Origin of the sequence: Acinetobacter sp. LCT-H3 (assembly GCF_001866125.1) — a bacterium.
Taxonomy (GTDB): Bacteria; Pseudomonadota; Gammaproteobacteria; order Pseudomonadales; family Moraxellaceae; genus Acinetobacter; species Acinetobacter schindleri.
The window spans coordinates 1-22,976 of record NZ_MODX01000019.1 but is presented as its reverse complement, the minus strand read 5'-3'; the positions used below and the strand labels follow the sequence as shown (position 1 = coordinate 22,976).

Below are 22,976 nucleotides of genomic sequence, written 5' to 3'. Positions count from 1 at the left end.
ATATATCTTACTTATTTTGTTCAATATTTAACAGGATTTCCTTGCGGTCCAGTCCACCTGCAAAACCCACCAAAGCGCCATTGGCACCAATCACACGATGGCATGGAGCAATAATCGAAATCGGATTACGACCGTTGGCAGCCCCCACGGCACGAACCGCTTTCGGATTACCAATTTCCAGGGCAATATCACGATAGGTTCGAGTTTCTCCATAAGGAATATTCAGCAAGGCCTGCCAGACACTTTTCTGAAATGGTGTACCGGCAAAATCGAGTGGCACATCAAAACAGCTACGCTGACCAGCAAAATATTGTTCCAACTGCACTTTAGTCGCAACCAGAACAGGATGCTCAGGATCTTCCACTAAAGTTGCCAGCTTTACCCGGTTCGGCGTTTCACAATCCCAGAGCACCGCAACCAGTGCTTCAGTACTGGCGACCAATCGCAATTGCCCCACAGGTGAATCCATATAGATATAGCTTAAGTTCATGTCTTCACCCTGTTACATTGCCATAGAAAGATTATTTTAGCGCAATGATCAATATAAGGCTGATATAAATAAATACTGAAACATTGACGTTATGGTACACCCTATAAACTTTAAGAAGATGAGAGTTTCATCAAAACTAGACCGGAAATAATCAAGACAGCTGCCAGCATGCGCATGGCAGTCGCAGGTTCTCCCAAAATAAAAATCCCAATCAGGAAAGAACCAACCGCACCAATTCCGGTCCAGATGGTATAGGCGGTGCCTAAAGGTAGCGTACGCATAGCGTAAGCCAGCAGTGCAAAACTTAGAAACATGAAAAAGATAGTAATAATGCTGGGGGTCAGTTTGCTGAAGCCTTCCGATAGCTTCATTGAGTAGGCCCACACTACCTCAAAAAGACCTGCCAGTATGAGTAAAAACCAGGCCATATGCCCTCCTTCATGAATTAAGAAATCAGGCCGTCCTGACGATTTTTCCTGAGTAAAAGCAATATTTTACATCAAGGGAGGTCGTTCCTCCTAAAACTGTGAGATTGTATAAAATTACTTGCAAAAATATAGTGTAGATTACAAAAATTGACCGTATGAGATGTAACTTAACTCAGCTTAACTTAAGCACCCAAGACAGCTCTTGAAAAAATCGCTACTTTAGACACATAGTTGAGAATAAAACAGAGTTCTTAGTCACTTTAAAAATGACAACAAAGTGCTCAGCACTGCTCCAAAACAAGAAGTTTAACCACATCAAATAATTAAGTTATGCACATGAATTAAATTTAAAATTGTTCGGAGAAGTTACACAATGAAACACGAATTTAAAATAAGTTGATCACTTTTTATAAAGCTTGATTTGTAAGCATAGGTGAATAAAACACCAGAATTTGTAAGTCTTTCAAAATAGAAAAAGAACCCAAATTGAGTTCTTTTTATACATATTTTGTATAATGCTTAAACAACCAAGCTACAATTGATTACAATTTATGCTGGATATCCATAGGGTTACCCACATAGATATCCATATACTTATCCATAAAGTTATCCACAGATTGCTGTGAATAACATAAAATTCCGATCAGACAGTGACTTGTCCTACTTTCGCCAGTTCTGCACGCATTTCATCAATCACAGCTTTATAATCCGGTTTACCGAAGATCGCTGAACCTGCCACAAACATATCCGCACCTGCTTCTGCAATTTCGCGGATATTGGCTGGTCCTACACCACCATCTACTTCTAGACGGATATCACGACCAGAAGCATCAATGATCTTGCGTGCCTGACGTAATTTATCCAAAGTCATCGGAATGAATTTCTGACCACCAAAGCCCGGGTTTACACTCATCAATAGGATCTGATCCACTTTATCCAGTACATAATCAAGGTAATGCAAAGGTGTTGCCGGATTAAATACCAGACCTGCCTGAGCACCGCCAGATTTAATCAGCTGCAAAGAACGGTCAACGTGATCAGAAGCTTCCGGATGAAAAGTAATAATGTCCGCACCGGCTTCAAGGAAATCACCAATCATGCGATCGACCGGTTTGACCATCAGATGCACATCAATCGGCGCCTTAATGCCATATTTTTTCAATGCCTTACACACACCTGCCCCAAAAGTCAGGTTTGGCACATAGTGGTTGTCCATGACATCAAAATGAACAACATCAGCACCTGCTGCCAGTACATTTTCAACTTCTTCACCTAAGCGGGCAAAGTCAGCAGACAAAATAGAAGGTGCAATTAAATACGGCTTGGACATGGAAGAACCTGGCTGAATATGAGATGAATACCGCATTATAACAAATTGTATTTGCGCCTGCGTCTGTTCGCCGCAATAATCGCATACGCTTAACAAATTGTTATAGGACAAGACTTGCCGGTTATGGATGCTCCCGCCTATGATGAATACCTCTCAACAAGATCATTCAAACTATGCAAGAAAGTTATACTGATATTCCGACCTTACAAGCTCAACGTATTGCCTTACGGTTAATGAAACATTGGCAACACAAATTTGAAGTGGCCTCGACTGAACAGAATATTCAAATTCACATGCCAAATGCGACGGTGGAAATGATACCTATGGATCAGCATTTACGGGTACGGATTCGGGTACAGCAGGAAGATGTCGACCTGCCGCGACTACAGCAGGTGGTCATTGAGCATCTCGAACGGATGGGTCAGGAGCCTTTACAGGCAGAATGGCAAATTCAGCAACTCTAAGCCTCAGGGCTGTCGTAGTGTATGTTCTGCCTCAAATGCTTTTACCGCCTTAATCCGCTCTTGTGTTGCAGGATGGCTACTAAAGAAATCCCATACTGAGCTTTCGGCCTCCTTATCTTCCCCACTGTCTTTAGCCAAGCGTTCCAGAAAGTTGGCAAAATGAATGGTGGGAATATGCTGGGCCTGCATCGCATTTAAAGCATAGTCATCTGCTTCAGCCTCAAAATTACGCGAATAGCTGGCGCCGACCATGGCCACCGGTAAATTGGTCAGCAAGTCTGAACCATCACCGGTAATCATGATTAAAATTACGCTAAACCCTAAACTGGAAAGTGCCTGTTGCAGGCTATGCCGCTGTACCAGATGGCCCTGTTCATGCGCCAACACCCCCATAATTTCCCGATCATCCTGAGCCAGTGCGACCAGTTCATCAGTCAGGATAATGGTATTGTTTGGAATCGCCAGTGCATTGGCACCGATTGCTCCGCCTTGACGGAACACCACTTTCGCCGGCTGATCTCCTGCAACCAGTTGCTGATATTGCGTAACAATCTTCTGCTGACGTGCCTTAGGCAATTTAGTATCTTCAGTCATCTTCAAGACATAGCTTTCTGCTTCATCGCCCATACGCGTCAAAGTGTTGGCAGGCAGATGATGAGCCACATGATAGGAAGCTGCTGGAATGCCCCATTTAATTGTCGCAAAACCCAGTGCCAGTACAAATACCACACTAAACAGAATCAAAGCCGGAGTGCGTTCCAGCTTCCAGATCGAGTGCTGTAATCCCTTACGCTGCAAATTAAACCATTCTGGCAGCTCAGAAGAAAACTCCAGGCGGGCATCATCTTTGAGTTCAACCACTGGCTGAATTTTTCCAAGTGCTCCAATCAGCTGCATGTCTGCATACAGATAACGCCGCTGCTGTGCATAAGCTTCGCCGTAACGAATCAGTACCGACTGATCATCAATCCGGGACACCTGCGCCGGTTGCGGTTTTGAGATAATGCCATCATAGAAAATGACGTCAGTGACCTGAGCAGACATACTTTTCTCCTGTTATAACGACACATCAATATCGAAGATGTCACTGATCTCTTCTGCCAGCGCACTGTGATCCTGCTGTGCTCTGTTCATCATCATGTCCGGATCATTATGTAAATTCAGGGTTAATGATTCCACCTGATAGCGATATAGACGAATCACTGCCCATGGTGTAAGCAAACCTAAACTCAGAATACGTGCAATCCAGTTAGTCACCAGAATCCAGGTATAGTGCCATTGGGTACACTCGGTCTTGAACTGGCTACGACTGATAGAGGTATTGTTCCAGGTGGTAATAAAAATCCGGGCCTGCATCAGGGGGAAAATAATAAAAAAACCAAAGAGATAAATCGCCACAATCCAGCCGATTAGCGAGCTTAAAACTCCAGGATTGCCAAGATTGGTAAAACTGGAACCTATGCCAAAGATCATCACCGCAACCAGAAAACCCATGAAAATAAACAGCGGGACATACATGGCCTTCATGTAATCGCCCCATGTGGCATTCAGCTTGAATTTCAACTGACCTGCATAGAGATGATCAAAGCAATAACGTTTATATAGCCAGACCAATACCGGGAAAAAGATCCCTAGGGTCAGGATATAAATCAGGATGGCTTTGATAAAGGTCCAGTAAGCTTCCTTATTGGTGCCGCCAAAATAAAACCGGGCATTGCCAAATTTACTGTTGCGGGCATTAAATCGTAGTGTCGCCCGAATCAGCCAGGGCACTGCCAGATAAAGAATCAGCAACCCGACCAGTGTCGCTGTAGTAGACAGGTTTGAAGCAATCGAAATCGCAAAATATAGTCCCAGCGCAATCAGACGCCCCATCAAAATTTTGACTGGTACCCCAGTAAAGTCGAAACGGCGTTGTACAAATTCAGTATTACCATAAAAATAACGCAGACGGCGTACCTTGGCCCAAGGTGAATACAATCCTAAAGTGACGATTGTCAGCAGGATATTCACAATCCAGATACCGAAATATTCACTGGCAGTCCCATGAAAACGAAAATGCTGTAATCCGCCTACCCGTACAGGTCTTACTTCCGGCGTGACTGGAATATCAGGTGGAAATGGTGGAATAACTGGAGGAATTGTAGATGCGTCTATATCACTGGTATTTTGCATAAACTGCCTTGTTTTTATTATATAAATCTTTGCAAGCATAGCGCATGATCAGACATGGATGCCATGTATATTTGCATTCATGCCATGAGTCATTTGCTTTGGGTTATAGCTAAAAATCAGTTTTCGAGCTGTACCGCATGGAACTGTAGATGGTCATCAACAAAGCTTTGGATAAAGTAATAACCGTGATCATAGCCCTGATGTTCACGCAAGGTGAGCTTTTGTCCCACGGCATCACAAGCTTGCTGGAATAAGGCGGGATTCAGCTGGCTATAGAACTGATCATTAAAGCCTTGGTCAATCAGGATATCCGGATAAAGTGCACCTTTGGCTTTGACCAGTTCAGTCGCATCATGTTTGGCCCATTCTGCACGATCTTCACCTAAATAATTGCTAAAGGCCTTTTCACCCCAAGGGCATTGGCTTGGTGCACAGATCGGAGCAAAGGCAGAAACAGAGACAAATTTTTCTGGATATTTAAATGCCAAGGTTAATGCACCATGCCCCCCCATCGAATGTCCAAAGATACCGATTCTGCCCGACTGGATCTCAAATTCTTCATTCACTAATGGATAAAGCTCATTCATGATGAAGCTTTCCATCTGGAAGTGTTCAGCCCAAGGAGACTGCGTTGTATTGATATAGAAACCGGCACCCTGTCCAATGTCCCAGTTATCCCCTTCAGCTACCCCTTCACCACGTGGCGAGGTATCTGGCGTAACCAGAATCAGGCCCAGCTGTGCTGCCAGACGCTGCGCATGCGCTTTAATCGCAAAGGTTTCTTCAGTACAGGTCAGACCTGCCAAATAGAATAATGCTGGGCAGCTTTGTCCTGCCAAGGCTTGCGGCGGTAGAAATATACCAAAGCGCGCTGAATTTTTTAGCACTTCAGAATCAAAGCGATAGATTCGCTGTTCACCTTCAAAACATCTATTATTCTGTAGCAGTTCCATCATGATTCCTTTTTCTATTTTCTAAAGTCATTGATCAGTTTAGGGCGCCAAAGCGACTGACTGGGAAGCTGAAGCTGTTGTCGCTGGCGGGAAAAGACGTTGTTCAAGCTGAGGTAACATCAACTCCATATTCTTACCGATGACCCACTGTGGCTCAGAAGGTTCAAAGCCTTGTGCACTTTCCCACTTCGCTACCGTCTGGCTGGCTTGTGTAAAAGCTTCCTTGAAGCTGTCCTGCTCACGCATCGCTTCATCAAAGAAGGCACGGCCAAAGTAGGTATAGTCGGCTTCATTCGAGCAGCCAAAGGACTGGCGATCTGCTGCTGAAGCGGTGATGATCAAGGTATTTTCATTTTGCAGTGCAGAAACAAAACTGCCGGAGTAACAGGCAGAAATCACAATAACTCGCCAGCGGATGCCGGATGCATCCAGCGTGTCACGCAGCCACTTTGGATCGACCTGTGCCAGATCTAGCGGTGCATTTTCCATTTCAAATACGTTTGGCAAACCATGCGAGGTCATGTACAGGAAGAGCACATCACTTTCGCGATTCATCTGCTGGCCAATACGGCGTAAAGCCAGTTCCATACTGGTTTTGGAAGCAATTGGCATCTCGGTACGAGCTGCTGGGTGATTTACCAAGGCAATCGAACGACCAAAGGTTCCAAAGCGGGTATCAAACTGTTCCTTAATCCGTTCGATCTCTGAATAGAATACATCTTGATAGCTGGCACCTGCCACACCCACAAAATACCAGTGTGATTGCGCAAACTCGCCATATTCAATAGAATCCAACGCTTTGTTTAGTAAATTAGGTTGTGCATAGAAGGCATCTTCAGCAAAGCTTGGCGGGACTTCTTCCACTTTCCAGATCGGCTGATCTTTGACAGAAATCTGCCAAACGACCAAGGTAAACAGGGTTGCCAGCATAATTAGTGCCCGTTCCCACCACGGCCATTTCAGCTCACGTGAGAATACCCAGACCACAGCCAGACTTTGCCAGACAAACAGCATCACAAATAAGGTCGGGATATAGTCATACAGGATGTACGGCAGATAGTCGAGATCGCCCAGATACTGAATCAGACACTGGAACAGCATAATGTGCGTATCCAGTACCAGCCAAAGCAGGGCCGGCACCAGCATCAAACGCGGATTATTGATCCGCTGTGACAGAAAAATTCCAACAATCAGGGCAATAAAAGGCCAGAGTGCGTAGCTAACCAGACCTTGGGAGTTAAATTCCCCAATCCGGCCTGAACTGAGCCAACTGAACAGGCTGTTGGCACAACCGCCCAGAATGCCCCAGAACACCAGTTGAAGAATGGAGGGACGTACCATTTGCAGGGAACGCCTCGACCCCAGAAACAACCATATTCCGGCAATTTGATTGCTCTTAAAATCGTGCCAAAAATTAATGGATGGTTTGAAGTCGATCATAGGATTTCGGGGAGATCAAGTGGCTCGCTAATTCGCAGAATAAGTTTATGCTTGATAGGACTTTTATCAATGCTATTTTTAACTATATAACAAATCCTTGGCGAATTTTGAAGCAATTATCTTATTCAGCTACAAGATCATGCTGAAAATACGCATCAAAGCGACAAGCATCCCCTTGCCATTGATGATCGGGTGCTTTATCAGCCAGAAAAACGGCAAGACGCGGACGCTTCACCACCACCCGTTTAGCAATTTTCTGTGCCAGTTCCAGCAGGTTATCGCCAAGGTCCATTTCACCATCTTCAGGCAAAAGCATATGCAATAGCTGCATCTGTTTTTTCACCTGTGCCTGTTTCTTGGGTGCCTGCTGATTCTGGTCACGCTGCGGGAACATCGGATCCAGATAAACGACATCCACCATGGCGCTTTCTGCTGCCTGCTGGATTAAATAGTCAGCAGAATCAGAGAAGACCAGATGAATACGCGATACAACCGGATTCAGGAAAGCATCATTCTGCGCACGCGTATGGGTATCTTCCAGCAAGGTAAACAGAATCGGATGACGTTCGACCAGAGTGACATGCGCACCAAGATGTGCCATCAACAGGCTGTCATGACCAAGACCGGCAGTCGCATCAATTAGGGTCGGCTTTTCACCCAGGTTGCAAGCACGTGCAATCATTTCCGACTTCAGTGAAGCACGTTTTAAACGCCCCACTTCCGCTTTCCAGTCCGGTTGCATTTTCATGCCATTGGCAGATAGCCATAAACCGTCCGCATCAACACACAGTGCCAGTTCGGGATTCAGGCGAAAGAAACGCGCATTGAGTTTTTCTACGGTCTCAATCTGAACCTGTACACCACGAGAAGAAAGCACAGCCTCAAAGTGCTGTGCTTTCTCGATATATGCAGTTTCAGTGTATAAGCGAATCTCGCTTACCATAATGTCCAGCCTGTGTATGCAAACAATAAAATGAGCAGTCCCGATACAATACGGTACCAGGCAAAAATCATGAAATCACGCTTCGCGACATAAGCGACTAACGCACGGATCAATAACAATGCTGAAATAAAGGAGACTAAAAGACCAACAGTAAGTACCACCCAGTCCTGAGTCCCACTAAACACGTCATAGCTCTGGTATAAGTCTAACAGGCCTGCACCGACAATTACCGGGATACCCATAAAGAAGGAAAACTCAGTCGCTGCCTTACGTGATACACCGAGGAACATCGCACCGATAATGGTGGCACCAGAACGTGAAGTACCTGGAATCAGCGATAAGACCTGAATCAGACCAATCCAGATAGCATCTTTAATGGTCAGGTCTTCAACTTCTTGGGCACGGACTTGAGGTGGATTTTTTTCGATCCAGATAATGATCAGACCACCCACAATCAAGCCAATCGCAATTGCAATATTGTTGAATAACAATTCTTTTACAGTCTGACCAAAAGTCAGCCCGATAAGTACGATTGGAATCGAAGCCAGAATCAGACCAATACCGAGACGGCGTCCTTGTGGTTCACCACTGACAATCCCGGTGGCGGCTCCCCACAGACGTGTCCAGTATTCATAAATTACTGCTGCGATTGCCCCCATCTGAATGGCAATCACGAAAACATCACTCTTTTCCTTGGTCCAGAAATTCATTAATTCTGAAGCCAGAATCAAATGCCCTGTACTGGAAATCGGTAAGAACTCAGTAATACCCTCAACAATACCCATGATTGCCGCTTTCAGCAGCAGTAATAGATCCATGCTTAATCCTGATTAATTATGCTTTGCCTTGTTCTGGAATTTTTTTCCATGCGTTATCGCGTAAATAGACCGGCAGTGCCAATTCAGCACTAACCCAGTTTTCTAATGCTGCTGCCACACGCGCTATCGTGGCAATATCCTGTGCAGTCGCAGTAACATTCTTGTATTCAGTGGCTTCTGTTTGAAGCAGATGAGCGCCTGAGCCGACTACAGCAAATTTTACTGTGGCGCTACCCTGTTCATAACCAAGCAACTGTTCTTCATCTACTGGCTGCATAATGCCTTGAGCATCCAGCTGATAGCTGGCGATATAAACTTCATTCATACGTGCATCGAGTACCGCAGTCACTTCCGTCAGACCATGCAAACGGTATGCCGCCTGTGCCAAGGCCTGTAAGGTCGAAACGGGTACCACAGGCAGGTCATTCGACCAAGCCAAGGCTTGTGTTACCGCGGCATTAATACGCACACCGCTAAATGAACCCGGTCCACGACTAAATGCAATCGCCGTCAAATCAGAAACCGCTAGGCTTAAATCTTTTAAAGCCTGCTCGATCATTGGGAGAATTGTTTGCGTTTGTGCCTTTGCGCGCGCATCAAGTTGGAAAAATAATTCTTGAGTGTCATCAATCACAGAAACGGAACACTGCTCATTGGCAGTTTCCAATGCCAGCACTTTCATGCACAACCTTAATTCAGAGAATATAAAAAACGCGGATATGATACTCCACTCATATCCGCTACGCGAGATTTTCCCGAAACAGATACAAAAAAACCTGGCCATCGCCAGGTTAATAAATACAGGTAGATGAGTTGCTTAAAGCTCAACTTGTTCCAGTGGCTGGAACTTCTGAAAATGGTTGGCATAATGCAGTGCGCTCATTTTCAGCTTTTGTACAGTATCTTCATCTAGGGTTTTTATCACCTTGCCCGGCGATCCCATTACCACAGAATTGTCCGGAATCACTTTTCCTTCCGGAATCAGCGCATTCGCGCCAATGATACAGTTTTTACCAATCACGGCATTATTGAGAATTATAGCCTGAATCCCGATCAGGCTATTATCACCGATGGTACAGCCATGCAGCATGGCTTGGTGACCAATCGTCACATAATCACCAATATACATTTCAATCCCCGCATCAGTATGCAGCACAGCATTTTCCTGCACATTGGTATAGTCTCCAAGATGGATTTTGCTGTTATCACCACGCACCACGGCACCAAACCAGATACTGACCTGTTTGCCCAATTCAACCTGACCAATCACGGTCGCTGTGGGTGCGACCCAACCATCCCATGGTTGTTGCAGCGCTTTTGGAGAATGTCCCTGAAATTTGTACAACATGCCTGAATATCCTCTTCAGTCCTGAAAGAATTTTGATCGTTTAAAAGCTGGTGAATTAAGTAAGAATGGCCAGTCTTTTTTATAGTCGAGGCCATACTGAAATAAAGAAATCAGCATACGCGCAGTCAGCCCCCAGACCACTTCATTTTCCACGCGCATACTCGGGAAATATAAGGACTGCTGGGCAAAGCGTACTTCATAAGGTGTGGGTTTGGCTTCAAGTAAATGCCGCAGTGAGGCAAAGAAAATCCGGTCAATTTCAGTAGGTTGTGGAACCAGCTGAACTTTCGGTGGAATCAGTCCGACAATCGGTTTTACCAGCATGCCATTTCGTGCCTTTTGCATGGGCAGATCACCAATGAGCTGCACATCAAAAGGGTTCAGTGCGGTTTCCTCATAGGCTTCGCGTAGCGCTACGACGATATTGCTGGTGTCCTGCGGATCACGCTTACCGCCCGGAAAAGAAACCTCACCGGCATGATTGGACAAATAAGCCGAACGGCGGGTGAGTAAGACCTTGGGATTCGACTCATCCGTAATCGCAATTAACACCGCAGCATGCGCTGGCTGAATCCGCCTGGAAAAGCGCAAACGTTGCTGTAATCTGTGTGTTAAATCGCGTTCATCCATCCACGCTTTCCTCATTCTCATTATGATTTCATCATAGCTGATTTTTGATTCCTGAGGATAGAATTGATGCCAAATTTCAATTTTTCAGTTATCCTGAGTCTACTTTTTGTCATTGATGATGAATATGAACTTCTGTACGGCCTGTGGACATAAGACAACTGAAAAAATACCTTTAGGTGATCAAAAACTTCGTCATGTCTGCAGCTCCTGTGGTTTTATTCATTATATTAATCCAAAGATTATTTGCGGATCCCTAGTGGTCTGGGAAGACAAAGTACTGCTATGCCGACGCGCGATTGAACCCCGTTATGGCCTGTGGACCTTACCTGCCGGCTATATGGAACTGTTTGAAACCATGGAACAAGGCGCAGCACGTGAAACCCGTGAAGAAGCCGAAGCTGAAGTGGAAATCGAACAACTGTACTGTATGTACAATATTCCACGGATCGGTCAGATTTATGTGCTGTTTAAAACTCAACTGGTGGAAGGCAAATTTGGTGCTGGTGAAGAAACCATTGAATCACGCCTGTTTGACGAAGTGGATATTCCTTGGGCAGAACTGGCATTCCCGAGTGTAGAAAGGACCTTACGTCATTATTTTGAAGACCGTAAAAATAATGTTTTCCCGATGCATCTTGAAACCTTGGGTTCACGTCTGGATCACACCGGTTAAAACAACAAACTACTGAATGCTGCACATAAAAAAATGAGCGCCAATAAACGCTCATTTTAGTTTTTGGAAAATAATTCTGTTTGTTTTACCTATGAAACTGATACAGCAACTTCCAAGGGTGTTTTCAGGACTTTATTCTGTAAATACTTCAGACCTTCATTCATCTTTTCCTGCACCAACGGCGTCAGCGTATCCACCGTATGACCTTCTGTAGAAATGCCCGGTAATGCCATTAAGTGTGCCGTGACATTTGGCATCTCTAACACTTTACGTACATGCTCAGCGAAACCGACCTGACCAATAAAAGGCGCGACCGTATCTAGCTCCCCCTGCTGATTGACATAACAAATCAGGCAAATCTGTACCGGGCGCTTTGCTTCAATCGCCGCCCCCAGAATCCTGCCATGGACCTTCTTAATTGCACGTCCATCTGAAGTGGTGGCTTCAGGGAAAAACAGCACTGGAATATCCTGTTTTAAAAATCCGGTAATCTGCTCACGGATTCGGACTGAATCTCCCGACCCACGCTTGATAAATAAAGTTCCCCCGCCCTTCGCCAGTTTGCCAAGCAGCGGCCACTGTTCAATCTCGGCTTTAGCTAGGAAAAATACCCGTGCACTAGAACCGAGTACTGCAATATCCAGCCAGGACACATGATTACTTACCCAAAGGGCGGGTTCTCGTGGAATAGTGCCATGTACCTGCACTTCAATATTAAATACCTTGCATAACTGACGACAGAAATACTGCACATATCGCGTGTTATGTGGGTTATTCGGATTCTTGTATAAACCGTGTCGGTAAACCAGATAGAACCCTTCACTCACTGCTGCGACAGAGGCAAACATTTTTCTGCTATAGAGCAAAAATTTTGCTAAACCACGAATTTCAGATGTTTCATTATTTATAGTCGAGTGCATACAAGGATCACTATTTCCAGGTCGATTCAGGTCATCATCTTCACGTATCTTTACCATTCTATACTGTTCATTCTGAACATGCATTGATTATAAAAACCGTTCAGACGGATTAAATTTAGCAATTTTTATTCAATTATACGATGAATTATTATATTTCCATTGAATGAACAAATTATGGAGTTTTAGCATGCAGCAAGATCCAAAGGTTACGGTTGAAACTCTTCAACCCACACAAGCACTGAAATACATTTTTGTGACAACCGCATTCTACGCGGCTGTTTTAGTCGGTCTGGCTCAACTTTTTGTTGCTGCACTCTAACCCAAAACTCACAGAGCAATGCTATCTGTCCCTGTCTTTTTCCACTAAAATGAATTCTATTAAAAAAAGTTTTTAAGTAGAGTGTGGACTGAGTGGAATATTTTGAACAGCATCGTGCCAAAGATCGTGTCATTCTGGTCAGTGTGACCGTGCAGATGCTGAAGGATCTGGATGCAGAAGAATTTCACCTGTTGGCCAGTTCAGCAGGGGCAGAAATTCTTGAGCATATGTATGCTCAGCGTTTAAGACCCGATCCTAAATATTTTATCGGCTCCGGCAAGGCTGAGGAAATTGCAGAAAAAGTTGAAGCTCTTGAAGCTGATCTGGTGATTTTTGATCATACCCTGACCCCTGCGCAGGCACGTAACCTTGAGCGCGTTGTTAAATGTCGGGTGGTGGACCGTACAGAACTCATTCTGGATATTTTCGCGCTGCGTGCCCGTACTTATGAAGGTAAATTACAGGTCGAACTGGCCCAGTTACAGCATCTTTCTTCTCGCCTGATTCGTAGTCGTGGCAATCTGGATAGCCAGAAAGGGGGTATTGGTTTACGTGGCCCTGGTGAAACTTTATTAGAAACTGACCGACGTTTGCTGCGTGTACGGATGGGGCAACTGAAAGCCCGACTGGATAAAGTCCGTCAAACCCGGATGCAAGGTCGTGTAGCCCGTCAGAAAGCTGCTGTACCTACCATTTCTCTGGTTGGTTATACCAATGCCGGTAAATCTACCCTGTTTAATATTCTTGCAGATAGCGATGTCTATGCCGCTGACCAGCTGTTTGCCACTCTGGATCCGACCTTGCGCCGTCTGGACTGGGAAGGCATTGGCACTGTAGTACTGGCAGATACGGTAGGATTCGTGCGTAACCTGTCTCACTCACTGGTAGAATCTTTTAAAGCGACTTTGGAAGAAACCTTAGAAGCCACCCTGTTGCTGCACGTGATTGATTCCAGCAGTCCGGAAATTCTGGAACAGATTGATGCAGTAGAAAGTGTGCTCAAGGAAATTGGGGCTAATGTTCCAGTACTTCGTGTCTATAATAAAATTGACCAAAGCGGTGAAGACGCCAAGATTATCTATCACAAACCCAATCAGCCAGAACGGGTCTATGTGTCTGCTCACACGGGAGAAGGGATTGACCTGCTACGTAAGGCGGTACATGAAGCGTTGATGGGAGAACTACAAAAGTTTGAACTTAAGTTACAGCCTGCACATGGCAAACTGCGTAATCAGCTTTATGAGCTGAATGTGATTCAGTCCGAGCATTATGATGAGCAAGGTCAGCTGCATTTGCAGGTCAGTATTGCCCCACAGAAACTGGCACAGATCATCCGCCAGGCACATCTATCCCTAGAAGATATTTTGGGTGAGCAAGCAGTTCAGTTTCAACGGCCACTTGAAGAATTTGAAATACCGCGTAAGATCGACTAAAACTCGACAAATCAAATTAAATAGACTCTAAAATGAACTGGATTAAGCATATAGATTGGCCAGCATGGATCGGCACGCTGCTTCTAATTATTGTTTTTCGGGAAACAGCAGTATGGATCATGACCCAGCTAGAGCACCCTGAGTTAGGCAATCTGGTCGGTTTGATCAGCCTGCTCATCGTCCTGTTTAGCTGGCGTCGCTGGAGCAAAATTCCTGCCCGACTGGTAGATACCAATAACAAGATTATGAAAGAAAGTGCCTTTGCATTTTTACCTGTCAGCGCCGGCTCATTGATGATGCTGGTGCATATGGGACATAAAATTCCAGCCTTTCTGCTGATTCTGTTTGTTAGTACGCTCATTCCATTATGGGTCTATGCAAAAATGGCCAAGCGCTGGCTTTAGGAGATCATTATGTTATCTGTACTCTATGGTTTCCTGATCACGCTGGCGGCCTATCTTGCGGCAAAACCATGTAACCGTGTGATTCCTAAAATTCCGGTCATTGTCTTTGGTATGTTCTTCGTGCTGGCTATTCTGTTTGTACTGGGTGTTCCTTATGAACATTATACGGAAGACACCAATCCCTTGTTTAACCGTCTTTTAGGCTATGTTACGGTGGCCTTGGCAATTCCTCTGGCAGCAATGCGCTATGATGACCTGCCATTAAAAGGTGTGATTGGAATTCTGATCTTCGCCAGTATCAGTGCAGTTGCCCTACCCATGGGACTCGCTTATCTGTTACATATGGCAGCCGGTGACATCATGGCCTTTGCCACTCGTGCAGTTACTACCCCAATTGCGATTAATATCGCAACTTTACTGGATGCACCAATTAGCTTGGTGATTCTGATTGTAATTCTGTCTGGTGTCATTGGGGCTGCGTTTTCCCCCCTTATTCTGCGTCATATCAATGACGAACGTGCTTCTGGTCTTGCACTGGGCCTTGCCGCCCATGCGATTGGTACAGCGCAGGCCTGGCAGCGTGGTAGTGTTGCAGGTCGATACGCAGCATTTGGTATGGCAGTGAATGCTGTCTTTACGGCCCTCTGGCTACCGACTTTTATTCTATATCTTCAGAATCTTTAATCTGACCACATCGTCATTTCTGGATGACTATATCTATTTTATATAGTCATTTTATTCTTATATCGATTTAGATAGAAATATGAACTATTAAATTCTAATGACAAGTTAGTCACTTCATAAATTCATTTAAGTTTCATACCAGTAATTAAATTGACCTAAATGACAGATTTTAATTCAGTAATTTTATATATTTATAATCTTTTCAAGCGTTTTAATATTACTAAATCTACCCTATTTTTAACTTGGCTACACGCTGTCTCTTTGGTCAGTTATTTTAAATATTTTTCTCTCACTTTCCTATACATCATTCAATATGGGTTAAAAATCACGTTTCCACTAACAAGAATATTGTTATAATCTTTAAGACTTAAATATGAATCTCTGCCTATATTCAACTTGCATTTTTTTATATAAGGTTGTATGAATAATAAACATATAGATTTTTTAGTCTTTGTGTATTAAAACTTCATATACAGCAAGAGTGAAGCAAATCAAATGGATATTTGATTTTGAAATACAAGGAAATTGAATGAAAACAATGAGTGTTTTCAGGACATCTGGTGTTGCTTTAAACCCAATTTCTTGTGGAGAGAATTGGATAAGCAGCTGGCAGCAGATGCATGACAAGACAGATCCGGCCATGGTCCTGATTAAATCGGCGAAGTATAATAGAGGTGGCTTATCTAGAAATTTAGGCACCTCGTTATCCCACCCACTTTTTGGTAATAAGCCAATAAAACAAGGTGCTGATCATTTGCCCTCCACTCAGTACTCATTTGAAATACTGGAGCCAGAAGCCTTCAATAAATTGAAATTCACTGCATTACATCATGCTGGAAACGCTACGCTGCAATCAGCATCCGATATACATATTCATGTTCATGACCTGATTAATCAGGTCGCTGTCGATGGTAATCCCTTAAATTTATATGACCATACTCAAGTTTCGGTCATGGGACTTAAACACAACTGAATTCTTAGTGCAGACTGATCAAAAAATAACTAGTGACTGTCTGTAACAAACCACATGGGGATGATTAATATGAAAAAATCTAAAATCGCAATGATGCTAATGGGTGCATGTATGACTGTGTCAGCTTTTGCACAGGATTTAACCGGCACTTGGCAACAAATTGATGATAAAACTGGCTCCCCTAAAGCCATTATTGAAATTCGTCAAGAAAATAACGGTACTTACGTAGGTAAAATCGTTAAAGTAACGCCTCGCCCTGGTTATACCCCACAAAAAAGCTGTAACAACTGCCCGGCTCCGTATACCAATCAACCGATCTTAGGCATGGACTTACTTACCGGCTTAAAACAAGTAGGTAAAGCCAATAACTATGATAAGGGTCGGATCATCGATCCGCTGACCGGAAAAATTTATGATGCCAAAGCTCGCCTGAATGCCACTGGTAAACGTCTGACCTTACGTGGCTATATGGGAGTATCCGCATTAGGTCGCAGCCAAACCTGGATCAGACTGGATTAAGGCCCTGTAAATAAAAAAGCCACATCATGTGGCTTTTTTATTATGGCTTAGCTTGAGGATGACATGACCGGATTATCAACCTTAAATAATTCTTTATCTTCCAATCGATACGCAATCAGCTGATTTCCCCAAACACACCCGCCATCTACATTTTGAACATGTTCGGAAATTGTCTTACCCTGTAATCCTGCCCAATGCCCGAAAATAATCTGATGCGTCTTGGCAGCTTTCGAGTCAAACTCAAACCAGGGTCTGAAGCCTTCCGGCATTGGATCATTCAGAGAGTCTTTAAAACTGTATTCTAAACGTCCTTCTGTATCGGTTAAACGCATCCGCGTCAGGTAATTCACGATACAACGTATACGTTCATGACCCTGTAACTCATCTGACCAGAGTGCTGGCTCTTTACCAAACATATCGCTCAGGAACGCATCCATGATTTCAAAATCATCATGACCTATGACTGCTTCTACTTCTTTGGCTAACTCAGCAGTCTTGGCAACATCCCAAAGTTTAGGAATACCAGCATGCGTGAGCACTGTCTGTTCATTCGGGAACAGACACATAGGCTGTTTCCGCAGCCAGTCAATCAGATCATCACTGTCGATGGCATCAATCACATCACGGACATTGTCCTTGTCTTTAATCGGCTTAATGCCACGCGCATAAGCCAACAAAGTCAAATCATGGTTGCCTAGCACTGTTGCAGCGACACTATTGTCGACCAACTTTTTAATGAAGCGCAGTGCGCCCAGCGAGTTTTCACCCCGAGCGACCAGGTCACCCGCAAACCAGATAAAATCCTGATCCGGATCAAAGCGGATTTCTTTCAGCAATGCCTTTAAGGCCTCAAAACAGCCTTGCACATCACCAATCACATAATTGTATCGAACAGTGCGAGTCATTCTTTTTAAGCTACCATTTGATCAGATAAAGCCACAAATTGAGCAAGTGTCAGGGTCTCTGGACGCGCCATCGGATCTACACCTGCCTTTTCAAAACCATCTTCAACCAGCATGCCTTTCAGGCTATTACGCAAAGTTTTACGACGCTGGGTAAACACATGCGATACCAGACGTGCCAAAGCTTTTTCATTCTTCGCCACGATCGGTTTTACGTCATAGGGTTCTAAACGGAATACCGCAGAAGTCACTTTTGGCGGCGGATTAAACGAACCTGGTGGCACTTCAAACAAGAATGTCGGTTTGCAATAATACTGAATCATCACCGACAAACGGCCATATTCTTTGGTGTTCGGTGAAGCGGTAATACGATCCACCACTTCTTTTTGCAGCATGAAGTGCATGTCTTTAACTTTGTCACCGAATTCCAGGAGATGGAACAATAAGGGTGTCGAAATGTTATATGGCAGGTTACCCACGACACGTAGTGGACGACCTCCTTTAAATAAATTGGTGAAGTCGTACTTCAATGCATCTGTTTCAATAATCGTTAGACGTTCAGGATGCGGCACACGACCCGGCAAACCTGCAGCCAAGTCACGGTCAAGCTCTAGAACGGTTAAAGCATCACATTCACCAATTAAAGGTGAAGTTAAAGCCGCAAGACCGGGACCAATTTCAACAATATTTTCACCCGCACGTGGATTCACGGAACGGACAATTTTGGCAATGACACGTTGGTCATGTAAGAAGTTTTGACCAAAACGCTTACGCGTGTGATGCCCTTCATCTTTTGGGTTTAAGGCATTAATTTGATACATAAAAACATTTCCAACGTGAGTAATGAACAGTCATCAGTGGCGCGCTAAATCCAGCGCCAGATCGACAGCGACATGTAAGCTTGAGCTTTTCGCAAGTCCTGTACCTGCGAGGGAGAGTGCTGTGCCATGATCGACAGAAGTTCGGATAAACGGTAAGCCCAAAGTAATATTGATGGCTTCACCAAAGCCTTGCGATTTTAACACAGGTAAGCCCTGATCGTGATACATCGCCAGAACAGCATCGGCATCTTTTAAATTTTCCGGGGTAAATAAGGTATCAGCAGGTAAGCTCAAGCTCATATTGATGCCTTGAGCACGATAAGTTTCCAATACTGGATTGATCACGTCAATCTCTTCCATCCCCAAATAACCGCCCTCGCCTGCATGCGGATTTAAACCACAGACCAGAATCTTTGGCTGTTCGATTTTAAATTTGGATTGTAAATCATGAATTAAAATATTAATGACTTGATGCAGACGCTCAGGCGTAATTGCATCCGCGACTGCCCGTAACGGAAGATGCGTTGTTGCTAAAGCAACACGCAAAGTTTTGGTCGCTAGCATCATCACCACACGAGCCACACCGGCAAATTCCTGATAATATTCAGTATGCCCACTGAAATGGATTCCGGCATCATTAATGACTGACTTTTGCACTGGTGCTGTTGCCACACCAACACTTTTCCCGGTCATGGCATAGTCAGCTGAACGACGTAATTGTTCCAATACATAAGCAGCGTTATGGCTATTGAGCTCACCCAATATCACTTGTTGTTTTAAAGGTACATGCTCGACATAGAGCTGACCTTCTTCAGAAGAAGACTCTTGTCCCTTATATTCAATCAGCTCTATTGCCAGATTTAGTTGCTGGGCACGCTGACCCAACATTTCCAGATCCGCAAGTACCACAATCGGACGCTCATCAACCCGATTTGCCAGACTCAAGCAGATATCAGGACCAATTCCGGCAGGTTCACCGCTGGTGACATATAAAGGCAGCATCTTCTTCTCTATTCACTAAGGCCTTCAATAGTATAGCCTGTTTCAAACAGGCTTGCGTGCAGCGATCTGTACAGTGTTTTGGACTGTTGTGATTCTCAGAGAAATCTGCGTTACAAATCTCGCCAGTTATTTTTATGCATTCTGCTTAATTTTTCTTCCCTTATGCTCGTAGATTATATAAAATACAGCGCTTGAAATTTTTAACTTTCATTTGTGATTCTTCACGTATTCGTTTAGAATCTCGTCTCCTTTTGTTTGGACAGATTCCACCGTCCAAACCAACTATAATAGGTAGTGGTTTAATGAAAACTCTCAGCGCTAAGCCAGCTGAAGTTCAACACGACTGGTACGTTGTTGATGCTTCTGGCAAAACTCTAGGCCGTCTTGCGACGGAAATCGCTCGTCGTTTACGCGGTAAGCACAAAACTTCTTATACTCCTCACGTTGACACTGGTGATTACATCGTTGTTATTAATGCTGAGCAAGTTCAAGTGACTGGTAAAAAATCACTTGATAAGAAATATTATCGCCATACTGGTTTCCCTGGTGGTATCCGTGAAACTAACTTCGAGAAATTAGTTGCACACAAACCAGAAGAGATCTTCCAACGCGCTGTTAAAGGCATGTTGCCAAAAGGTCCTCTTGGTTATGCAATGATCAAGAAAATGAAAGTGTACGCTGGTACTGAGCATCCTCACACAGCTCAACAGCCACAAGTTTTGGACATCTAAGGGATACAGCACATGGCTACAAACTATGGTACAGGTCGCCGTAAGACCGCAACTGCACGTGTTTTCCTATCTGCTGGTACTGGTAAACTCGTAATTAACAACCGTTCTTTAGAACAATACTTCGGTCGTGAGACTGCTCGTATGGTTGTTAACCAACCGTTAGAACTTCTTGAAGCAACTAACAAATACGACCTTTACATCACTGTTGCTGGTGGTGGTATCGGTGGTCAAGCAGGCGCTATCCGTCACGGTATTACTCGTGCATTGATCGCTGCTGACGAAACTCTTAAACCTGCTCTTCGTCAAGCTGGTTTCGTTACTCGTGATGCTCGTGAAGTTGAACGTAAGAAACTTGGTTTACGTAAAGCTCGTAAACGTCCTCAATTCTCTAAACGTTAATTCGTTTACCGAATCGGACAAAAAACCCTGGTTTATTCCAGGGTTTTTTTATGGCTTTAAATTTACCACTGAATAGAATTGTATATATTATTGTTCATGAACATCTTTACCCCATACCCCTTCATGACACCAGAAGGACTTGGTCAGATAATAGTTGGCTATACCTATAATCACAAACACTATGATTAAACCTAAATTCATGATCATCTTGTTCTGCTCCTTTCATTTTTTCTTATAATCTACCCTGTCAAAAGCCAATTGGTCTTTTATGCTTCGTGCTTTTTAGGTTGATTTTTAGTATCCTATTCTACTCACTAAAATTTGCTCAGGATTTATGTCAGTCGAAAGCGCGCCACTTCAAGGAATCACCTTATATAGCCATGCCGATGACTTTCGTTCCCATTGGATTCGCTACGTTCTTACCGAAAAACAAATTAAATATCATTTAATCTTGGTCGATAGTGACGATGAGGACTTGGCCAGTCTAAATCCTTATAATCAGCTACCGATGCTGATTGAAAATGATCTGAAATTATTTATTAGCCAGATTATTTCTGAATATATTGATGATCGCTATCGCCAGAACAAGCTCTATGCCGATGCACCGATGCCGCGAGCTGAGCAACGCCAATATCTATGGCGCTTTGAACATGACTGGCTTAAACTGGCCGATATCATGCTCAAACACCCGGATTCTTTAGATCCCGCTGCGAAAGCTCAGGCGCAAAAACAGCTTCGCGATATTCTGGTATCACTGATGCCACTATTTCAGCACTTTCCCTATTTCATGTCAGAGCAGTTCAGTATCTTGGACTGCATGCTTGCGCCGATGTTCATCCGTTTGCACAGTATGGGTGTAGAATTACCTAAACAGCAATGCCGCCCATTCTATCTGTATTGCCAGCGAATCTTCAGCCGTCCTGCTTTTATCAAATCAATGACGTTGCAGGAAAAGAACCGCTACGCTGCCCAGTTATCAAATTAATCGAGTATTCATTATGTCTGAACAGGAATTCAACCTTACGCCTACACGTCCTTATATGTCTCGTGCGATTTATGAATGGATCTGTGATAACAATATGACACCATACCTATTGGTTGATGCTACGCGTCCAAATACCATGGTTCCAGAACAGTTTATTAAAGATGGCCAGATCATTCTAAATATCGTACCACACGCCGTACATGCGCTACATATGAGCAATGACGCGATTACATTCTCTGCACGTTTCGGTGGTGTATCACGTGATATTTATGTACCAATGGCTGCGGTACTTGGCATCTATGCACGTGAAAATGGTCAGGGACTATTCTTTGATCCAAATGAATATGAGCATACACAAACTAAAGAAGATGCTTTAAAATCAAACATTGAAGAAGAACCTGAAACACCAAAGAAAAAACCAAGCCTCAGGTTATTAGATTAAATAAGAACGGAGTAAGTGAATGGCTTTTGATTTAGTACAATATTTTGTTGAACAGATAGAAACTCAAAAGCCTGAGCTTCTAAGTCAGTATCCAAAGCAGGAACGTCGTGCATACATTGCCGAAATCAGTGCGCTGATTTTAGGTAAGCTGGTTAGTGAATGGAAGCTTAATCCGAATAAGATCTATAATGAAATTAATCATCCTGATGAACTATATATCCAGGAAATTGCCCGTCATCTGAGTACACTTAAATCTAATCAGTCTACTCTTTCTCGTGAAGTACAAGAAGCCAATATTTATGAGATTTTCAAACTTCAGCTAATAGAGCTTAAACAGCTACATGATACCGGCAATCATAATCTGAACAGTATTCAGGAACTGTTATATGGTCAGATCGAGCATCTTTCTGGTCAAGCAGATGATTGGGTTTGGACAACAAATAATCTGTTAGAACTGAAAGGCTCTAAACCAATGCCACAAGAAGAGCTATCATTGGAGGCAACGATGAAGGAGTTTAATCAGATGGTCAGCCAAAACAATCAGTCCCTAGAACATGACGTTGAAGATGTGGTTGTAGTCAATGCGCTAACTTGGGCAAAAATTGCAGAGCCTGTAGTGGCGATTGTGATCCTATGGGTACTTCTAGATCAGGTTATGAAAGTGTTTGCTTAAATTATCCATCTAATAAAAAACCAGCTTTGAGCTGGTTTTTTATTTCTATGTAAACATACAGCATATAACTAAAAAAT

At 43.8% G+C, this 22,976-nt stretch carries 29 protein-coding genes; 13 read left to right on the top strand and 16 right to left on the bottom strand.

Going from position 1 to position 22,976, the window contains the following annotated elements:
• Positions 1-7: 7 nt before the first annotated feature.
• The 3 genes from BK820_RS10645 to rpe form a co-directional block, all read right to left on the bottom strand.
• The gene (locus BK820_RS10645; protein WP_048881157.1) at positions 8-490 is read right to left on the bottom strand and encodes a methylated-DNA--[protein]-cysteine S-methyltransferase; all 483 of its coding nucleotides are present in this window, start codon (positions 488-490) and stop codon (positions 8-10) included.
• 110 nt (positions 491-600) lie between these two features.
• The gene (gene sugE / locus BK820_RS10640) at positions 601-918 is read right to left on the bottom strand and encodes a quaternary ammonium compound efflux SMR transporter SugE (protein WP_004811247.1); all 318 of its coding nucleotides are present in this window, start codon (positions 916-918) and stop codon (positions 601-603) included.
• Positions 919-1,561: 643 nt separating this feature from the next.
• Positions 1,562-2,248, bottom strand: coding sequence for a ribulose-phosphate 3-epimerase (rpe, locus tag BK820_RS10635; RefSeq protein ID WP_071320891.1), 687 nt, complete (start codon positions 2,246-2,248; stop codon positions 1,562-1,564).
• Positions 2,249-2,421: 173 nt separating this feature from the next.
• Between rpe and BK820_RS10630 the strand changes: the two genes are divergently transcribed.
• The gene (locus BK820_RS10630; protein ID WP_071320890.1) at positions 2,422-2,712 is read left to right on the top strand and encodes a DUF2218 domain-containing protein; all 291 of its coding nucleotides are present in this window, start codon (positions 2,422-2,424) and stop codon (positions 2,710-2,712) included.
• A gap of 3 nt (positions 2,713-2,715) precedes the next feature.
• Here the strand turns inward: BK820_RS10630 and BK820_RS10625 are convergent, their stop codons facing one another.
• From BK820_RS10625 to BK820_RS10585, 9 genes are all read right to left on the bottom strand, one after another.
• Positions 2,716-3,756, bottom strand: coding sequence for a M48 family metallopeptidase (locus tag BK820_RS10625; protein ID WP_005221047.1), 1,041 nt, complete (start codon positions 3,754-3,756; stop codon positions 2,716-2,718).
• A 12-nt stretch (positions 3,757-3,768) separates the two neighbouring features.
• Positions 3,769-4,887 carry a YjgN family protein gene (locus BK820_RS10620; protein ID WP_071320889.1) on the bottom strand — a complete coding sequence of 373 codons (1,119 nt, stop codon included), beginning with the start codon at positions 4,885-4,887 and terminating at the stop codon, positions 3,769-3,771.
• A 116-nt stretch (positions 4,888-5,003) separates the two neighbouring features.
• Entirely contained in the window at positions 5,004-5,840 is an 837-nt protein-coding gene (fghA, locus tag BK820_RS10615; RefSeq protein WP_071320888.1) for an S-formylglutathione hydrolase, read from the bottom strand.
• Positions 5,841-5,879: 39 nt separating this feature from the next.
• On the bottom strand, positions 5,880-7,280 hold the full coding sequence (locus BK820_RS10610; RefSeq protein WP_071320887.1) for a C13 family peptidase: 1,401 nt from the start codon (positions 7,278-7,280) through the stop codon (positions 5,880-5,882).
• A 121-nt stretch (positions 7,281-7,401) separates the two neighbouring features.
• Positions 7,402-8,223 (bottom strand): class I SAM-dependent methyltransferase, encoded by an 822-nt coding sequence (locus BK820_RS10605; RefSeq protein ID WP_071320886.1) that lies wholly within the window; start codon positions 8,221-8,223, stop codon positions 7,402-7,404.
• Entirely contained in the window at positions 8,217-9,041 is an 825-nt protein-coding gene (locus BK820_RS10600; RefSeq protein ID WP_071320885.1) for an undecaprenyl-diphosphate phosphatase, read from the bottom strand. The genes BK820_RS10605 and BK820_RS10600 overlap by 7 nt, the downstream gene beginning before the upstream one ends.
• Before the next feature lie 16 nt (positions 9,042-9,057).
• Entirely contained in the window at positions 9,058-9,723 is a 666-nt protein-coding gene (gene tsaB / locus BK820_RS10595; RefSeq protein WP_071320884.1) for a tRNA (adenosine(37)-N6)-threonylcarbamoyltransferase complex dimerization subunit type 1 TsaB, read from the bottom strand.
• A gap of 135 nt (positions 9,724-9,858) precedes the next feature.
• Positions 9,859-10,389, bottom strand: coding sequence for a gamma carbonic anhydrase family protein (locus BK820_RS10590; RefSeq protein WP_071320883.1), 531 nt, complete (start codon positions 10,387-10,389; stop codon positions 9,859-9,861).
• 15 nt (positions 10,390-10,404) lie between these two features.
• The gene (locus tag BK820_RS10585) at positions 10,405-11,019 is read right to left on the bottom strand and encodes an NUDIX hydrolase (protein WP_004893234.1); all 615 of its coding nucleotides are present in this window, start codon (positions 11,017-11,019) and stop codon (positions 10,405-10,407) included.
• A gap of 124 nt (positions 11,020-11,143) precedes the next feature.
• Between BK820_RS10585 and BK820_RS10580 the strand changes: the two genes are divergently transcribed.
• Complete coding sequence (locus BK820_RS10580) at positions 11,144-11,692, top strand: NUDIX hydrolase (RefSeq protein ID WP_008304383.1); 549 nt, start codon at positions 11,144-11,146, stop codon at positions 11,690-11,692.
• Positions 11,693-11,781: 89 nt separating this feature from the next.
• Here BK820_RS10580 and BK820_RS10575 read toward each other — a convergent pair whose 3' ends face one another.
• On the bottom strand, positions 11,782-12,612 hold the full coding sequence (locus BK820_RS10575) for a lysophospholipid acyltransferase family protein (RefSeq protein ID WP_071320915.1): 831 nt from the start codon (positions 12,610-12,612) through the stop codon (positions 11,782-11,784).
• Between the two features lie 187 nt (positions 12,613-12,799).
• Between BK820_RS10575 and BK820_RS15770 the strand changes: the two genes are divergently transcribed.
• The 6 genes from BK820_RS15770 to BK820_RS10550 all read left to right on the top strand — a co-directional run bounded on the left by BK820_RS15770 (position 12,800) and on the right by BK820_RS10550 (position 16,944).
• A complete protein-coding gene (locus BK820_RS15770; RefSeq protein ID WP_265735834.1) occupies positions 12,800-12,931 on the top strand; it encodes a hypothetical protein in 132 nt (43 codons plus the stop codon).
• A gap of 92 nt (positions 12,932-13,023) precedes the next feature.
• Complete coding sequence (gene hflX / locus BK820_RS10570; protein ID WP_071320882.1) at positions 13,024-14,364, top strand: ribosome rescue GTPase HflX; 1,341 nt, start codon at positions 13,024-13,026, stop codon at positions 14,362-14,364.
• 32 nt (positions 14,365-14,396) lie between these two features.
• Positions 14,397-14,768 (top strand): hypothetical protein, encoded by a 372-nt coding sequence (locus BK820_RS10565; RefSeq protein ID WP_048881124.1) that lies wholly within the window; start codon positions 14,397-14,399, stop codon positions 14,766-14,768.
• Between the two features lie 9 nt (positions 14,769-14,777).
• The gene (locus BK820_RS10560) at positions 14,778-15,452 is read left to right on the top strand and encodes an LrgB family protein (RefSeq protein ID WP_071320881.1); all 675 of its coding nucleotides are present in this window, start codon (positions 14,778-14,780) and stop codon (positions 15,450-15,452) included.
• A gap of 529 nt (positions 15,453-15,981) precedes the next feature.
• Positions 15,982-16,425 carry a hypothetical protein gene (locus tag BK820_RS10555; RefSeq protein WP_071320880.1) on the top strand — a complete coding sequence of 148 codons (444 nt, stop codon included), beginning with the start codon at positions 15,982-15,984 and terminating at the stop codon, positions 16,423-16,425.
• A gap of 69 nt (positions 16,426-16,494) precedes the next feature.
• Positions 16,495-16,944, top strand: a complete 450-nt coding sequence (locus tag BK820_RS10550) for a DUF2147 domain-containing protein (protein ID WP_048881122.1) — start codon at positions 16,495-16,497, stop codon at positions 16,942-16,944.
• A gap of 47 nt (positions 16,945-16,991) precedes the next feature.
• Here the strand turns inward: BK820_RS10550 and BK820_RS10545 are convergent, their stop codons facing one another.
• The 3 genes from BK820_RS10545 to pdxA are packed head-to-tail and all read right to left on the bottom strand — an operon-like array spanning position 16,992 to position 19,669.
• Positions 16,992-17,849: a symmetrical bis(5'-nucleosyl)-tetraphosphatase gene (locus BK820_RS10545; protein ID WP_071320879.1), complete on the bottom strand. Its 858-nt coding sequence runs from the start codon at positions 17,847-17,849 to the stop codon at positions 16,992-16,994.
• A gap of 5 nt (positions 17,850-17,854) precedes the next feature.
• Entirely contained in the window at positions 17,855-18,667 is an 813-nt protein-coding gene (gene rsmA / locus BK820_RS10540; RefSeq protein WP_071320878.1) for a 16S rRNA (adenine(1518)-N(6)/adenine(1519)-N(6))-dimethyltransferase RsmA, read from the bottom strand.
• Positions 18,668-18,700: 33 nt separating this feature from the next.
• Positions 18,701-19,669 carry a 4-hydroxythreonine-4-phosphate dehydrogenase PdxA gene (gene pdxA, locus BK820_RS10535; RefSeq protein WP_071320877.1) on the bottom strand — a complete coding sequence of 323 codons (969 nt, stop codon included), beginning with the start codon at positions 19,667-19,669 and terminating at the stop codon, positions 18,701-18,703.
• Between the two features lie 302 nt (positions 19,670-19,971).
• On the opposite strand from pdxA, the gene rplM reads away from it, so the two are divergent.
• The 5 genes from rplM (at position 19,972) to BK820_RS10510 (ending at position 22,899) form a co-directional block, all read left to right on the top strand.
• Positions 19,972-20,400 (top strand): 50S ribosomal protein L13, encoded by a 429-nt coding sequence (gene rplM, locus BK820_RS10530; RefSeq protein WP_004811299.1) that lies wholly within the window; start codon positions 19,972-19,974, stop codon positions 20,398-20,400.
• Positions 20,401-20,412: 12 nt separating this feature from the next.
• Positions 20,413-20,799: a 30S ribosomal protein S9 gene (rpsI, locus tag BK820_RS10525; RefSeq protein WP_004811301.1), complete on the top strand. Its 387-nt coding sequence runs from the start codon at positions 20,413-20,415 to the stop codon at positions 20,797-20,799.
• Between the two features lie 334 nt (positions 20,800-21,133).
• Positions 21,134-21,784 (top strand): glutathione S-transferase N-terminal domain-containing protein, encoded by a 651-nt coding sequence (locus BK820_RS10520; RefSeq protein WP_004811304.1) that lies wholly within the window; start codon positions 21,134-21,136, stop codon positions 21,782-21,784.
• Between the two features lie 13 nt (positions 21,785-21,797).
• Positions 21,798-22,226 carry a ClpXP protease specificity-enhancing factor gene (locus BK820_RS10515; RefSeq protein WP_071320876.1) on the top strand — a complete coding sequence of 143 codons (429 nt, stop codon included), beginning with the start codon at positions 21,798-21,800 and terminating at the stop codon, positions 22,224-22,226.
• Positions 22,227-22,245: 19 nt separating this feature from the next.
• Positions 22,246-22,899 (top strand): hypothetical protein, encoded by a 654-nt coding sequence (locus BK820_RS10510; protein ID WP_071320875.1) that lies wholly within the window; start codon positions 22,246-22,248, stop codon positions 22,897-22,899.
• The last annotated feature ends 77 nt before the right edge of the window (positions 22,900-22,976 follow it).